Source organism: Agreia sp. Leaf283, from assembly GCF_001422485.1.
Classification (GTDB): domain Bacteria; phylum Actinomycetota; class Actinomycetes; order Actinomycetales; family Microbacteriaceae; genus Agreia.
In genome coordinates, this window is sequence record NZ_LMNF01000004.1 from 84041 (window position 1) to 98710 (window position 14670).

The window sequence follows — 14670 nt, forward strand, 5'->3', positions numbered from 1 at the left end:
GTCAGATGTCGTCCATCTGCTTCTTGAGGGCCGCCAGGTCGACGTCGATCAGGGTGCGGATGCGACGGGTGCGGTTGCGCTCGTAGTCGGCGTTTCTCACCGGCGGCTTGGGGAGCCTGTCGAGTCGGGACTCGACGGCGCCACCCAGCTCGCCCCACGCATCCTGTCTCGCCGTCTCGACGATCTCGCCGACGTACCCGTCGTCGTCTGAGAGTCGCTTGAGCTCTGTGGCCACCCGCGAGTACACGGCGTGGCGCAGGTCAAGGCTTGCGAGGTCTTCGGGGTGATAGTCGTGTTCGTGCTTCACGCTGCCTCGGGCCCTCGCGGCCCGCTCGCGCAGCACGTCGGTGACGCGATCGGCGTAGTCCGACTGCTCGGCGGCGAGACGCACGAGCGACTGCCGCACCTCGCGGCCCGTCGCGTCGGCGTCGAAGGGCTCGTCATGCCGCAGCGCACTCACGATGATGTGGTTCTTCACATCCATGACCACGGCGAAGCGGGCGATGAGGAGGCCCTCGTCGACGGCTCGCTGCACGGCCTCTTCGGAAACGGAAATGGCCTCGGGCGAATCCTTCGGCCGCTTTCGCTTCCGATCGGATTTTCGCCTCAAGGCCATTTCGATCCACCAGTTTCGAGAACTGCTGTGTTTTTCATTAGTGCTGTGGAGCCTAGGAGAATCGAACTCCTAACCCCCTGCTTGCAAAGCAGGTGCTCTGCCAATTGAGCTAAGGCCCCGGGTGAGAAGACTTCTTGTGAAAGCCTCTCGTGGGGGTACGTGGACTTGAACCACGGACCTCTTCGTTATCAGCGAAGCGCTCTAACCGCCTGAGCTATACCCCCGGATGGGCAGATAGTAGGTTATCCCACCTGCACCCGTTTCCCCAAACCGAGCGGACTCGGATGGGAAGTCTGTGTCTTACTTGCTGGTGAAGCCGAGCAGGATTCCGCCCGTGATCTTGGTTGCGAGGTTGTACAGAACGGCGCTGATGGCGCCGAGCGCGGTCACGACGATCACGTTCAGGATCGCCACGATCACCGCGAAGCCCATGACCTGCGACAGTGATGCGAAGTCGAAGAGGTCGAAGTTGTCCTGGCCCGCGATGTCTTTCAAGAGACCGTTGACCTGGTCGAAGACGCCGGTCTGGTTGAGCAGCGACCAGACGAGGAACGACACGACGATCGTGATGATTCCGAGAATCACCGCGAAGAGGAACGACAGCTTGAGGATCGACCAGAAGTCGACGTAGACCAGCTTGAGCCGCACCTGCTTGGTGGCTGCGGGGCGCGACGATTTCTTCGCGAGTTTCTCGGCGACATTACTCATTCGTCGATTCTTCCTTTCCGTCGGGCTCTGATTCGCCCTGTGCGGCGGCGGCGCTTTCTGGAACACTATCCGACGCCGCTTCGGCGTCGAGGTTTCGTTCTGTGTTCTTTGCGAGAGCGATGATTCTGTCTTCGTCTGCGAAACGGGCGAAGACGACACCCATGGTGTCACGGCCCTTGGCGGGTACTTCGGCCACGGCAGAGCGTACCACCTTGCCGCTGGCAAGAACCACAAGCACCTCGTCGTCCTCCTCGACGATCAGCGAGCCCGCGAGATCGCCTCGGGCCTCCTGCAGCTTGGCCACCTTGATGCCGAGTCCGCCGCGGCCCTGCACGCGATACTGCTCGACGTGGGTGCGTTTGGCGAAGCCGCCCTCGGTGACCACGAACACGTAGCCCTCCTCCGAGACGACCGATGCCGCGAGCAGATAGTCGTCGCTGCGGAACTTCATGCCGATGACGCCGGCTGTGCTGCGACCCATGGGGCGAAGCGAGTCGTTCGACGCCGTGAAGCGGATCGACATTCCCTTCTTCGAGACGAGCAGCACGTCGCTGTCTTCTTCGACCAGAAGGGCCGACACGAGCTCGTCGCCCTCGCGCAGGTTGATCGCGATGATTCCACCCGTGCGGTTGGTGTCGTATTCGTCGAGCGCCGTCTTCTTGAGGAGACCGCCTCGAGTGGCGAGCACGAGGTACTTGGCCGCCTCGTAATCGCGGATGTCGAGGACCTGTGCGATCTGCTCGTCGGGAGCCATGGCGAGCAGGTTGGCGACGTGCTGGCCCTTGGCGTCGCGTCCCGCCTCCTGCAGCTCGTACGCCTTGGCGCGGTAGACCCGACCCCTGTTCGTGAAGAACAGCAGCCAGTGGTGCGTGGTCGTCACGAAGAAGTGCTCCACGACGTCGTCGGCACGCAGCTGTGCGCCCTTGACTCCCTTGCCGCCGCGGTGCTGGCTGCGGTAGTTGTCGCTGCGCGTGCGCTTGATGTAGCCGCCGCGCGTGACCGTGACCACCATCTCCTCTTCGGGAATGAGGTCTTCCATGTTCATGTCGCCGTCGAAACCGAAGACGATCTCGGTGCGCCGGTCGTCGCCGTACTTGTCGACGATCTCGCCGAGCTCCTCGACGATGATCTCTCGCTGGCGGGCGGGCGAGCCCAGGATGACGTTGTACTCGTCGATCTTGACCTGCAGCGCGTCGGCCTCGTCCATGATCTTCTGGCGCTCGAGGGCGGCCAGACGGCGGAGCTGCATCTCGAGGATGGCACGCGACTGCAGCTCGTCGATGTCGAGCAGCTGCATCAGACCGTCGCGGGCGTCCTCGACCGTGTTGGAGCGGCGGATGAGGGCGATGACCTCGTCGAGCGCGTCGAGGGCCTTGAGGTAGCCCTGCAGGATGTGCATGCGCTCCTGCGCTTCGCGCAGGCGGAACATCGTGCGTCGCACGATGACGTCGATCTGGTGCGAGACCCACTCGCTGATGAAGCCGTCGATCGAGAGCGTGCGCGGAATGCCGTCGACGATCGCCAGCATGTTGGCGCCGAAGTTCTCTTGAAGAGAGGTGTGCTTGTAGAGGTTGTTGAGAACGACCTTGGCCACGGCGTCGCGCTTGAGCACGATGACGAGACGCTGGCCGGTGCGACCCGAGGTCTCGTCGCGGATGTCGGCGATGCCGCCGACCTTGCCGTCTTTGACGAGGTCGGCGATCTTGATCGCCAGGTTGTCGGGGTTGACCTGGTAGGGCAGCTCGGTGACGACCAGGCAGGTGCGACCCTGCAGCTCTTCCACGTTGACGACGGCCCGCATCGTGATCGATCCGCGGCCCGTGCGGTAGGCATCGTGGATGCCCTTGGTTCCGAGGATCTGCGCGCCCGTGGGGAAATCGGGGCCCTTGATGCGCTGGATCAGCGCGTCCTGCAGTTCTTCGCGCGACGCATCCGGGTTCTCGAGCGCCCACACGGCGCCTGCGGCGACCTCGCGCAGGTTGTGCGGCGGGATGTTGGTGGCCATGCCGACCGCGATTCCCACGGAACCGTTGACCAGCAGGTTCGGGAAGCGCGCGGGGAGGACGACGGGCTCGAGCGTGCGGCCGTCGTAGTTGTCCTGGAAGTCGACGGTCTCTTCCTGGATGTCGCGCACCATCTCGAGCGCGAGCGGGGCCATCTTGGTCTCGGTGTAACGAGGCGCGGCGGCGCCGTCGTTGCCGGCCGAGCCGAAGTTGCCCTGGCCGAGGGCGAGCGGGTAACGCAGGCTCCAGGGCTGGATGAGACGCACGAGCGCGTCGTAGATCGACGTGTCGCCGTGGGGGTGGAACTGACCCATGACCTCGCCGACCACACGGGCCGACTTGGAGAACGCGCGGTCGGGGCGGTAGCCGCCGTCGTACATGGCATAGATGACCCGGCGGTGCACCGGCTTGAGCCCGTCGCGCACGTCGGGAAGCGCCCGGCCAACGATGACGCTCATGGCGTAGTCGAGGTAGGAGCGCTGCATCTCGAGCTGCAGGTCGACCTGTTCGATGCGGTCGGTCGTCGCACCGGAGGAGTCGGGGGCCTGGGGGATGTCGCCCGTGGTGTCGTCAGTCATGTACTTCTACTTCTTTTCCTTGGTCGCTGGCCTTTGTCGCTGGCCTGTGTGCCACGGAGCCCTTCGACAGGCTCAGGGAACGGATATGGCTGGGCGGACTGGATGTCGAGCGTCAGATGTCGAGAAAGCGAACGTCTTTGGCGTTCTTCTGGATGAAGTTTCTTCGTGACTCGACGTCTTCGCCCATGAGGGTCGAGAAGATCTCGTCGGCGGCCGCGGCATCGTCGAGCGTGATCTGGCGGAGGGTGCGCGTGTCGGGGTCCATGGTGGTGTCCCACAACTCGCGGTAGTCCATCTCGCCGAGACCCTTGTAGCGCTGAATTCCGTTGTCTTTCGGAATGCGCTTGCCCGCGGCCTGGCCGCTCACGAGCAGGGCGTCGCGCTCGATGTCGGAGTACACGTACTCGTGGGCCGCATTCGTCCACTTGAGACGGTAGAGCGGCGGCATGGCGAGGTAGACGTAGCCGAGTTCGATGAGCGGGCGCATGTAGCGGAACACGAGGGTGAGGAGCAGCGTGGTGATGTGCTGGCCGTCGACGTCGGCATCGGCCATGAGCACGATCTTGTGGTACCGCGCCTTGTCGGGGTTGAAGTCCTCGCCGATGCCCGCGCCGAACGCGGTGATCATGGCCTGAACCTCGTTGTTGCCGAGGGCGCGGTCGAGGCGGGCCTTCTCGACGTTCAGGATCTTGCCGCGCAGCGGCAGGATGGCCTGGGTCTCGGGGTTGCGGCCCTGGATGGCGGAACCGCCGGCCGAGTCTCCCTCGACGATGAAGATCTCGCTCTTCTCGGGGTCGCGGCTCGAGCAGTCCTTAAGCTTTCCGGGCATGCCGCCGCCCTCGAGCAGTCCCTTGCGACGGGTCTGCTCGCGCGCCTTGCGGGCGGCGAGGCGGGCCTGGGATGCCTGGATCGCCTTGCGGATGATGTCGCGGGCCTGCGTGGGGTTGCGGTCGAACCAGTCGGTCAGCTCGACACCCACGACGCGCTGCACGAAGGCCTTGGCCTCGGTGTTGCCCAGCTTGGTCTTCGTCTGACCCTCGAACTGCGGCTCTGCCAGCTTGATGGAGATGACCGCGGTCAGCCCTTCGCGCACGTCGTCGCCCGAGAGGTTGTCATCTTTCTCTTTGATGATTCCCTTCTCGCGCGCGTACTTGTTGACGAGGGTGGTGAGAGCGGCCCGGAAGCCCTCTTCGTGGGTGCCGCCCTCGTGCGTGTTGATCGTGTTGGCGTAGGTGTGCACGCTCTCGGTGTACCCGGTGGTCCACTGCATGGCGACCTCGAGTGCGATCTTGCGCACCGTGTCCTCCTGCTCGAACGAGATGATCTCCTCGTTGACGAGGTCGTTCTTCTTCGCCCGGTTCAGGTACTCCACATAGTCTTGGAGCCCCTTCTCGTAGAGATAGGTGACCGCGACGGGCTCGCCGTCGTCGCCGGCGGTCGCGCGCTCATCGGTGAGGCTGATGCTGAGGCCCTTGTTGAGGAAGGCCATCTGCTGGAACCGGGCACGGAGAGTCTCGTAGTCGAACTCGATGGACTCGAACGTCTCGGCACTCGGCCAGAAGGTGATGCGCGTGCCGGTCTCGGTGGTGGACTCGTCTTTCGACAGCGGCGCCTCGGGAACGCCGTTGCGATAGCTCTGACGGTAGACGTTGCCCTGGCGACGCACCTCGACCTCGAGTTCGCTCGAGAGCGCGTTGACGACCGAGCTGCCCACGCCGTGGAGGCCGCCGGACACGGCATAGCCGCCGCCGCCGAACTTGCCACCGGCATGGAGGATCGTGAGCACGACCTCGACGGTGGACTTCTTCTCGACGGGGTGCATGTCGACGGGGATGCCACGGCCGTTGTCGGTGACCTGGATGCCGCCGTCGCGTCGCATGACCACGGAGATGGTGTCTGCGTACCCTGCCAGAGACTCGTCGACCGAGTTGTCGACGATCTCGTAGACCAGGTGATGCAGTCCGCGGGGTCCGGTCGATCCGATGTACATACCCGGACGTTTGCGAACCGCTTCAAGGCCTTCGAGCACCTGGATCTGGTCGGCGCCGTACTCGCTGTCGGGGTTCACTTTGTCTGATTCAGACATATAGAAATGGGCTCCTCAGTGCCGCCTCGATGTCAGTCAGGAAGGCGACCCTTAATTCTAGCAAAGCCAACGTGTTTTAAACGGCTCTACGGCGATCTGAGCCGTTTATTCTGACCGGGTGACCGTATTTGTCACGTCAACCGTAGGTATCGCGAGGACCACGCCCTGGAATTGATCTGGAGCCCTTTTTCCAGGACGGTGCGTGGGGTGCCTGAAAGCGAACGGTCTCGATGCCCGCGTCGGGGTACGACTGGGCGATGCGCGTCATGATCATCGTGCGCATGTGCCTCAGCTGCGTGGCCCAGGCCGTGGAGTCGCATTGAACGGTGAGAACGGAGTCGGTGACGTCGAGGGGGAAGCTGTGTTCCGCGGTGTCTGCGCCCGCGATCTCGGTCCACGCGAGAAGCAGGTCGGACTTCGCCAGGGGGGTGGCCCAGCCCAGCTCGCTCGTCATCGCGGTCATCACGTCGGAGATGCCCTTGGGGTCTCGTCCCCGGCCGTAGGCCTCGCTCTCCGCGACGGGCTCCCGGATGCGGCGCTTGCGCGTTCCGTATCTGCGGCTCGACGCATCGCCGAACACCTCTTTGAACCTCAGGTACACAGAGGAGGAGAGATTCGGTTCGTTCCCTGAGGTCTCGTTCCCTGAGCCTGTCGAAGGGCCGGCGTCGCTCACGGTGTGTCCCCTTCGACAGGCTCAGGGAACGACGCAGGCTCAGGGAGCGACGACGGGTCGGGCTCAGGGAACGGCACGCTCGGGTCGACGATCGTTCCCGCGCTGATGCGCACCGTGTGCGGGGTGAGCGACGGAGGCACATCGTCGTAGACCGCTGCCGTGATCAGCACCTGCTCGTAGTCGGCGACAGCGATGGCGAGTCGCTGCCGTCTCGCCTCGTCGAGCTCGGCGAACACGTCGTCGAGAATCACCACCGGGTCGCCGGTGGGCGACTCGATGCGCAGAAGCGCGGCGGCGGAGAGTTTGAGCGAGAGCGCATACGACCACGACTCCCCATGGCTGGCGTATCCCTTCGCCGGCAGTCCGTTGAGCTCGAAGACGAGATCGTCGCGGTGCGGCCCGATGAGGGTGAGTCCGCGGTCGAGCTCCTGTCGCCGCACGCGGGCGAGGCCCTCACGGAACAGGCCGGCGATGACCTCGCGCGTCAGCGCGTCTTTCGTGGTGCCCTCGGGAACGGCGAATCCGTCGTCGCCCTGCTCATCGGCATCCGGATGCGCGGACAGCACGCTGAGCCGATTGCCGAGCGCCGGCCGGTGATCGGCTCCCGCGATGGAGCGGTACGCGTCGACGACGAGAGGGTGGAGCCTGCCGACCAGGGCGACCCGTTCGGCGATCAGCTCGCTGCCGAGTTCGACCAGGCGTTCGTCCCAGATGTCGAGCGTGGACAGATTCGCGCCGCGCAGGCCCTGGGCCCGCGCGGACTTGAGGAGCGTGTTGCGCTGCTTCAGCACTCTCTCGTAGTCGGACTGCACACCGGCGAGCCGAGGAGTGCGGGCGACGAGCAGCTGATCGAGGAATCGGCGCCGACCCGACGGCTCGCCCCGGATCAGAGCCAGGTCTTCGGGGGCGAAGAGAACAGACGAGAAATACCGCGGGAGCTCCCGGGGCTTGATGACCGACCTGTTGACTTGGGCCCTGTTGGCGCTCGAGCGGTTGATCTGCACCTCGACCAGCAGTTCGCGGGCATCGTGCTCGAGCCTGGCCCGCACGATGGCTGCGTTCTGACCGGCGCGGATCATCGCGTGATCGACCGAGACGCGGTGGGACCCCAGGCTGCTCAGATAGCCGAGGGACTCGACGAGGTTGGTCTTGCCCTGGCCGTTGCTGCCCACGAAGAGATTCGGCCCCGGCTCGAGGCCGACCTCTGCGGTGATGTAGTTGCGGAAGTCGACGAGGGAGAGATGCCGAACGAGCACGGGTTCTCTCCTGTCTTCCGGATGTTCTGTTCCCTGAGCTTGTCGAAGGGGGGCCCTTCGACGAGCTCAGGGAACGACATCACTTCTAGTCTTCGGCCTTCTTGACCGCGTGGCCACCGAACTGGTTGCGCAGCGCGGCGACGGCCTTCATCGACGGCGAGTCCTCCTGGCGGGAGACGAAGCGAGCGAAGATCGACGCGGAGATCGTGGGTACGGGAACGGCGTTCGCGATGGCCTCCTCGATCGTCCAGCGGCCTTCACCCGAGTCCTCGACGTAGCCCTCGATCTCTTCGAACTCCGGGTCCTGCTCGAGAGCCTGAACGAGGAGCTCGAGCAGCCAGGAGCGAACGACGGTTCCGCGCTGCCAGGCCTTGAAGGTTCCCGTGACGTCTTTGATGATGTCTTTGCGGGTGTCGAGCAGCTCGTAGCCCTCGGCGTAGGCCTGCATCAGTGCGTATTCGATGCCGTTGTGCACCATCTTGGCGTAGTGGCCTGCACCGACCTCGCCCACGTGCACGAAGCCCTCCTCGCGGGGGCCCTCGGGGCGGAGCGCGTCGAAGATCGGCATGAGCAGCTCGACGTTGGCCTTGGTGCCGCCGACCATCAGGCCGTAACCGTTCTCGAGGCCCCAGATGCCGCCCGAGACTCCGGCATCCACATAGCCGATGCCCTTGGGCTCGAGCTCCGCGGCGTGCTTGAAGTCCTCGGTGAAGCGCGAGTTGCCTCCGTCGATGACCAGGTCGCCGTCGGACAGGACCGTGCCGAGCTCGGTGATGACCGAATCGGTGATCTTGCCGGCGGGAACCATGACCCACACGATGCGGGGGCTGGGCAGGGCGGCTGCGAGGGCGGCGAGATCGGCGACGTCGGAGACGGCCGGGTTGTTGTCGTATCCCGTCACCTCGTGACCGGCGTTGCGCAGTCGCGCACGCATGTTGTTGCCCATCTTGCCGAGACCGACGAGTCCAATGTGCATTACGAAATCTCCTTGACGAATACGTGGGTGACGGCGCCCGGGATCCCGGCCACCGGCATCCGGTGAATTACCGCAGCAACAGGTTCGGCTGCAGCAGGTATTTGTAGTCGTCTGTGCCGGGCTGGTCTTTGGACGACTGGCTCGTGATGAGCACGGGGCCCGGCTTGTTCGGGTTGTCGGTCTTGGTGAACGAGATCCGAACGTATTCCGAGTGCACAGCACTCAGACCATCAAGCAGGAACTGTGGTTTCAGCGAGACGACGGTGTCGGAGCCGGTGAGGAGTGCGTCGATCGATTCGGATGCCTGGGCCTGCTCGGAGCCGATGGCCTCGAGGGTGACACCGTCGATCGTGAACGAGAAGCGGAGCGCGGCCTCGCGCTCGAGAACGAGGCTGACACGGCGAGTCGACTCGATGAGTTCGGCCGTGTTGATGACCGCGTAGTTGTCGACGGTCTCGGGGAACAGGCGCTTCACGGGAGGGAAGTTGCCCTTGATGAGCAGCGACGTGACGGTCTTCTTGTCGGCGCGGAAGGCGATCAGTTCGCGGTCGTCGGTGTTGGTGATCGAGACCGAGATCGTGCCGGCGTTGCCGAAGGTCTTGCCGACCTCCTGAAGCGTCTTCGCGGGAACGAGCGCGCTCGCCGTGGTGACTCCGGCGTCACCCGAATCCCAGTCGATGTTGCGCACGGCGACGCGGTAGCGGTCGGTGGCGACGAGCGAGAGCGTGTTGTCGGAGACCTCGAGCTGCACGCCGGTGATGACGGGCGTGACGTCGTCTCGAGATGCGGCCACGGCGACCTGGGCCACGGCGGCGGCGAACTTGTCGGCGGGCAGGATGCCCGATTCCTCGCCGATCTGCGGAAGGCTCGGGTACTCCTCGACCGGCATGCTCAGCAGCGTGAACTTGGCTGACCCGCTCGAGACGGTGATGCGTGAGTCTTCTGAGGCGAAGCGCACGGGAGCGTTGGGGAGCTTGCTCGCGATGTCGGACAGCAGACGGCCTGAGACCAGGACGGTGCCGGGCTCTTCGACGTCTGCGGCGATCTGAGTTTGAGCCGAGACTTCGTAATCGAACGACGACAGCGTGAGTCCGTCTTCATCGGCCTTGATGAGGATTCCGGAGAGGATCGGCAGAGTGGTTCGCTGAGGCAACAGCTTGACGGCGAAGGAGACGGCTTCGCTGAAGACGTCTCTGTTGGCTTGGAACTTCACGAAGGCACTCCATACGAGATCGGCCAGTTGAGATGGGTTGCTGATTGGCCTCAATGCTAGCGGGTGACGACACCGTCGACGGTTTTTGTGATTCGAGGGCGACGCCGTCGGAAAGGTTGTCGGGGGCTGGATTAATTGAATTAAACGTTAATGGTCTTAACCGCTGTGGATATGTGGATAACTTCTGTGGATTGCAGTCGTGCGTAGGGAACTACACGAGTGTGAGATGTAGAAATCGTGTGCGGCACGCATCCACAACTCGACCCCGCGACGAACGTGGGATTAACGACTCCACAACTCGGGGCCATCTGCTCACACATTCGGAGCCGTTATCCACAGCTTCTGCACAAGCTGTGGAAAGTGCTGTGCGATGGCACGGTGCGAGGCGCGATCAGACGTCTTTGTAACGCTGGTTGTGCTTGATGCGATTGCTCACTTCGGTGACCTGGTTGTAGATCGACCGCTTCTCGGTCATGAGCTTGCCGATCTTGTTGTTCGCGTACATCACCGTGGTGTGGTCCCGGCCCCCGAACAACTGGCCGATCTTCGGCAGCGAGAGACTCGTCATCTCGCGGCACAGGTACATAGCGATCTGTCGTGCAGTCGCGATCGCCTGCGATCTCGACGAGCCGTAGAGATCGTCGACCGACAGCTTGAAGTACTCGGCCGTGTGGTTGATGATGTCGACCGGCGCGATGATGTTGTCTTCATCGAGGGTGATGAGGTCTTTGAGCACGGTCTGCACGAGCTGCATGTCGACGGGCGTGCGATTGAGGCTGGCGAACGCCGTGACCCGGATGAGGGTTCCCTCGAGCTCGCGCACATTGGAGGAGACCTTGGTGGCCATGTATTCGAGGATGTCGTCGGGAACGCGCAGCTTCTCGCTCTGCGCTTTCTTGCGGAGGATGGCGATGCGCGTCTCGAGGTCGGGCGTCTGCACGTCTGTGATGAGACCCCATTCGAACCGCGTTCGCATGCGGTCTTCGAATCCGGTCAGGGCCTTCGGCGGAAGGTCCGACGTGATGACGACCTGCTTGTTGTGGTCGTGCAGGGTGTTGAAGGTGTGGAAGAAGGCTTCCTGGGTCTCGGCCTTGCCCTGCAAAAACTGGATGTCGTCGATGAGGAGCAGATCGATGTCGCGGTAGCGGGAGTGGAAGGCCGCTCCCCTGTTGTTCGCGATCGAGTTGATGAAGTCGTTGGTGAATTCCTCGCTCGACACGTAGCGAACGCGCACCCCGGGATAGAGGCTCATGGCGTAGTGGCCGATGGCGTGCAAGAGGTGGGTCTTGCCGAGACCGGAGTCTCCATAGATGAAGAGCGGGTTGTAGGCCTTGGCCGGTGCCTCGGCAACGGCCACCGCCGCGGCGTGGGCGAAGCGGTTCGAGCCGCCGATGACGAAGTTGTCGAAACTGTACTTCGGGTTGAGCCGGGTGTCGTTATTGCGGGGCGGCCCGACGGTCTCCTGTGCGGGCGTCGGCTGCTGCTGCACGGGCGGCGTCTCGATGTAGACGGGTTCGGATGCCTCGGCCTGGCCGGCCATCTCGGATCCGCTGATCTCGGGGTTCACCACCACGGAGAAGTTGGTGACGTCGAGGCCGGAGTCGAGCTGGCCGATCGCCGTCAGCAATGACGGGCGCACTCTCAACTCGAGCATGTCGCGGGTGAAGTCGTTGGGCACTTCGAGGTAGAAGGATCCGGCCATGATGCCCTTGGGCACCACCAGACCGAGGAAGCCGCGGAGCTGCGGTGTGATTCGTTCGTCACGGGACAGTGCCTGAAGTACGGAACGCCACTGGCCTTCCGTCGAGGTGTCATCCTCAGCCATGGAACTCCCGTCGAACAATATGAAAAAACAAATCTGCCTGTGGAAAACGAAGGCAGTTAGAGCCGGCGTGCTGAGCGTCCCCGAGCGCCAGCGGGCTGGATAACTAAGCTAGTTGCTGCCATGCGGCAGGGCAAGCTCACTGTATTGACTCTACGCGTGTCATGCACAGGCAGTTTCCACAGTCTGTGGATAATTGATTCTTTGTGCCCGTGAAGTTTGACCATTGGCATTCGAGGTCGTAGGTTTAATCAGTTGACTTGTGGCCAATCGGCCCGCACTTACTTTCCCGGTTCCCTGTCGTGCACACGCGATGAGGTCCGGGCCACGGAGAACACACCATGAGCAAGAGAACTTTCCAGCCGAACAACCGCCGCCGCGCCAAGGTGCACGGCTTCCGTCTGCGCATGCGCACGCGCGCCGGCCGCGCCATCCTCGGCGCTCGTCGCCGCAAGGGTCGCACCGAGCTCTCCGCGTAGCAGCCGACCTCGTTTCGCTGTGTTGGCTCACGCCAACCGGATCACCACCGCTGATGACTATCGCGGTGTGGTCCGGCGGGGAACACGTTTCGTGTCCCCGAATGCCGTGACGTACCTTCGCGCACCCAAAAACGACGAGTCCGCTGCCGGTGCTCCCCGGTTCGGATTCATCGTGGCCAAGTCTGTGGGCGTGGCTGTGATCCGCAACAGGGTGCGCAGACGGTTGAAAGCCGCCAGCTACAGCATGCTCGACCAGGTGAAGCCAGGAACCGATGTCGTGGTCCGGGCTCTTCCCGGGGCTGCATCTCAGCCTTACGGCGTACTCTGCCAGGAGTTGGCCGCATCGCTCCGGAAGGGATCCGCACTCGTATGACGACGGTTCCGGTTTCCTCCATCTCGATGAAATACGTGCTGATCAGCGTATTCCTGCTTCCCCGCAACGCGGCGGTGCTCCTTCTCCGCGGGTACAGGGCAGTGATCTCTCCTCTATACGGAGATGTCTGCAGGTATTACCCCTCTTGTTCGTCGTACACCCTCCAGGCAATTCAGCAACGTGGATTGTCTGTGGGAACCGGTCTCGGCATCCTGCGTATCGCGCGGTGTCACCCCTGGGCGGCCGGCGGTGTCGACGATGTGCGACCCGCCAAGAACCCCCGATACGCGCTGACGCCGTTCGGATTCGTTGTTCCACGTAGCCACGGAAAGGGCTAGACGCTTTGGATCTCCTCGGCACCATACTTTGGCCGATCAAATGGGTCGTCGAACTCATCCTGGTCGCATTCCACTACGTCTGGACGTGGGTCGGGCTCAACCCCGATGACGGCCTCACGTGGGTGCTATCCATCGTCGGCCTGGTGCTGGTGATCCGGGCCGCCCTCATCCCCATCTTCGTGCGGCAGATCAAGAGCCAGCGCAAGATGCTCGAGGTCGCGCCACAGCTGAAGAAGATCCAAGACAAATACAAAGGCAAGAAAGACCAGTTCTCCCGCGAGGCGATGTCGCGCGAGACCATGGAGCTCTACAAGCGCACGGGCACCAATCCGCTGAGTTCCTGCCTGCCGCTGCTTTTGCAGATGCCGATCTTCTTCTCGCTCTTCTCCGTGCTCAACGACGCGCAGCACGAGAAGCCCGGAGGTGGCGTCGGGCTCCTCAATGAGGCACTGGCCAAGTCATTCGGAGAGTCCGATCTGTTCGGCGCACCGCTCAAGGCGACCCTCGCGAACAACGAGGGCAGTGTTCTCGTCATCGTCTTCGCTGTCACGATGATCGCCCTGATGACGGCTTCGCAGTTCATCACGCAGCTGCAGATCATGTCGAAGAACCAGTCGCCCGAGGCCAAGAACAGCCCGATGTTCAAGCAGCAGCGCATCCTGCTCTACATCCTTCCCGTTGTCTTCATCTTCTCCGGCGTGGCCTTCCCGCTGGGCGTGATGTTCTACTGGCTCACCTCCAACTTCTGGACCATGGGGCAGCAGTTCCTGGTCATCCGGAACATGCCCACACCGGGCAGTGAGGCGGCCGCGGCGCGCGAGGCACGACTCGCGAAGCGGGGCAAACTCGTGATCAAGGACGGTCCTCTGAGCGACGAGGTCGTCGAAGACCAGACCCCGAAGACGACGCAGCGGCAGCAGCCCGTGAGCAAGAACCGAGCCAAGAAGCAGGGTGGATCCAAGTGAGTGACGTGACAACAGACGCCGCAACCGTGTCGAACGACGAGACGGATGTCGTCGTCGAGGTCGTCGACGAGGCCGCCATCGGCACCGATCCTGTCGAATCGTCGGAGTCGACGCCTGAGGCGAACCTCGACGACGAGGGCGATATCGCAGCCGACTACATCGAAGAGCTTCTCGACATCTGCGACCTCGACGGCGATATCGACATCGACACTCGTGGTGGCCGTGCCTACATCTCGGTCAACGCTTCCGGCGACAGCAACATCCGAGTGCTGTCGAAGCCCGACACGGTGAACGCTCTTCAGGAACTCACGCGCCTTGCGGTTCAGACCAAGACCGGCGCTTTCAGCCGCCTGATTCTCGATGTCGGCGGAAGCCGTGAGGCTCGCCAGGCCGAGCTGGGTCGTCTCGTCGACGCCGCTGTTGCGAAGATCGAGGCCGGCGACGAGTCGGCCGCGCTGGAGCCTATGTCGTCGTACGAGCGCAAGCTGGTTCACGACATCGTGGCCGAGCGCGGCTTCGTGTCGGCGTCGGAGGGCGACGGCCGCGACCGTCACACCGTCATCACGCGCGCCTGACCCACTCCC

The 14670-nt window shown here is 63.4% G+C and carries 14 protein-coding genes and 2 tRNA genes; 5 read left to right on the forward strand and 11 right to left on the reverse strand.

Features of this window, described 5'->3' with window-relative positions:
* Position 1: 1 nt before the first annotated feature.
* The 11 genes from ASF51_RS16605 to dnaA form a co-directional block, all read right to left on the reverse strand.
* Positions 2-535, reverse strand: a complete 534-nt coding sequence (locus ASF51_RS16605) for a hypothetical protein (protein WP_055932565.1) — start codon at positions 533-535, stop codon at positions 2-4.
* A 127-nt stretch (positions 536-662) separates the two neighbouring features.
* Positions 663-735: transfer RNA gene (locus tag ASF51_RS16610), tRNA-Ala, on the reverse strand.
* Positions 736-766: 31 nt separating this feature from the next.
* Positions 767-840 (reverse strand) — tRNA-Ile (locus tag ASF51_RS16615).
* Positions 841-916: 76 nt separating this feature from the next.
* Positions 917-1324 (reverse strand): DUF3566 domain-containing protein, encoded by a 408-nt coding sequence (locus ASF51_RS16620; RefSeq protein WP_055932568.1) that lies wholly within the window; start codon positions 1322-1324, stop codon positions 917-919.
* Positions 1317-3905: a DNA gyrase subunit A gene (gene gyrA / locus ASF51_RS16625; protein ID WP_055932571.1), complete on the reverse strand. Its 2589-nt coding sequence runs from the start codon at positions 3903-3905 to the stop codon at positions 1317-1319. Before gyrA ends, ASF51_RS16620 begins: the two co-directional genes overlap by 8 nt.
* A gap of 112 nt (positions 3906-4017) precedes the next feature.
* Positions 4018-5991, reverse strand: a complete 1974-nt coding sequence (gyrB, locus tag ASF51_RS16630; protein ID WP_055932574.1) for a DNA topoisomerase (ATP-hydrolyzing) subunit B — start codon at positions 5989-5991, stop codon at positions 4018-4020.
* A 136-nt stretch (positions 5992-6127) separates the two neighbouring features.
* On the reverse strand, positions 6128-6664 hold the full coding sequence (locus tag ASF51_RS16635) for a DciA family protein (RefSeq protein ID WP_082480318.1): 537 nt from the start codon (positions 6662-6664) through the stop codon (positions 6128-6130).
* Positions 6661-7920 carry a DNA replication/repair protein RecF gene (gene recF, locus ASF51_RS16640; RefSeq protein ID WP_055932580.1) on the reverse strand — a complete coding sequence of 420 codons (1260 nt, stop codon included), beginning with the start codon at positions 7918-7920 and terminating at the stop codon, positions 6661-6663. Before recF ends, ASF51_RS16635 begins: the two co-directional genes overlap by 4 nt.
* An 85-nt stretch (positions 7921-8005) precedes the next feature.
* The gene (gene gnd, locus ASF51_RS16645; RefSeq protein WP_055932583.1) at positions 8006-8896 is read right to left on the reverse strand and encodes a phosphogluconate dehydrogenase (NAD(+)-dependent, decarboxylating); all 891 of its coding nucleotides are present in this window, start codon (positions 8894-8896) and stop codon (positions 8006-8008) included.
* A gap of 67 nt (positions 8897-8963) precedes the next feature.
* Positions 8964-10109 (reverse strand): DNA polymerase III subunit beta, encoded by a 1146-nt coding sequence (gene dnaN / locus ASF51_RS16650; protein ID WP_055932586.1) that lies wholly within the window; start codon positions 10107-10109, stop codon positions 8964-8966.
* A gap of 391 nt (positions 10110-10500) precedes the next feature.
* Complete coding sequence (dnaA, locus tag ASF51_RS16655) at positions 10501-11934, reverse strand: chromosomal replication initiator protein DnaA (RefSeq protein WP_055932589.1); 1434 nt, start codon at positions 11932-11934, stop codon at positions 10501-10503.
* Positions 11935-12272: 338 nt separating this feature from the next.
* Here dnaA and rpmH point away from each other — a divergent pair, with 338 nt between their 5' ends.
* The 5 genes from rpmH (at position 12273) to ASF51_RS16670 (ending at position 14661) form a co-directional block, all read left to right on the forward strand.
* Positions 12273-12410 carry a 50S ribosomal protein L34 gene (rpmH, locus tag ASF51_RS16660; RefSeq protein WP_010204566.1) on the forward strand — a complete coding sequence of 46 codons (138 nt, stop codon included), beginning with the start codon at positions 12273-12275 and terminating at the stop codon, positions 12408-12410.
* Between the two features lie 67 nt (positions 12411-12477).
* Positions 12478-12783 carry a ribonuclease P protein component gene (gene rnpA / locus ASF51_RS18840; protein WP_235497320.1) on the forward strand — a complete coding sequence of 102 codons (306 nt, stop codon included), beginning with the start codon at positions 12478-12480 and terminating at the stop codon, positions 12781-12783.
* 26 nt (positions 12784-12809) lie between these two features.
* A complete protein-coding gene (gene yidD / locus ASF51_RS18845; protein WP_082480596.1) occupies positions 12810-13121 on the forward strand; it encodes a membrane protein insertion efficiency factor YidD in 312 nt (103 codons plus the stop codon).
* A 5-nt stretch (positions 13122-13126) separates the two neighbouring features.
* Positions 13127-14086, forward strand: coding sequence for a membrane protein insertase YidC (yidC, locus tag ASF51_RS16665; protein ID WP_055932592.1), 960 nt, complete (start codon positions 13127-13129; stop codon positions 14084-14086).
* Between the two features lie 77 nt (positions 14087-14163).
* Positions 14164-14661 (forward strand): R3H domain-containing nucleic acid-binding protein, encoded by a 498-nt coding sequence (locus ASF51_RS16670; protein ID WP_055933536.1) that lies wholly within the window; start codon positions 14164-14166, stop codon positions 14659-14661.
* The last annotated feature ends 9 nt before the right edge of the window (positions 14662-14670 follow it).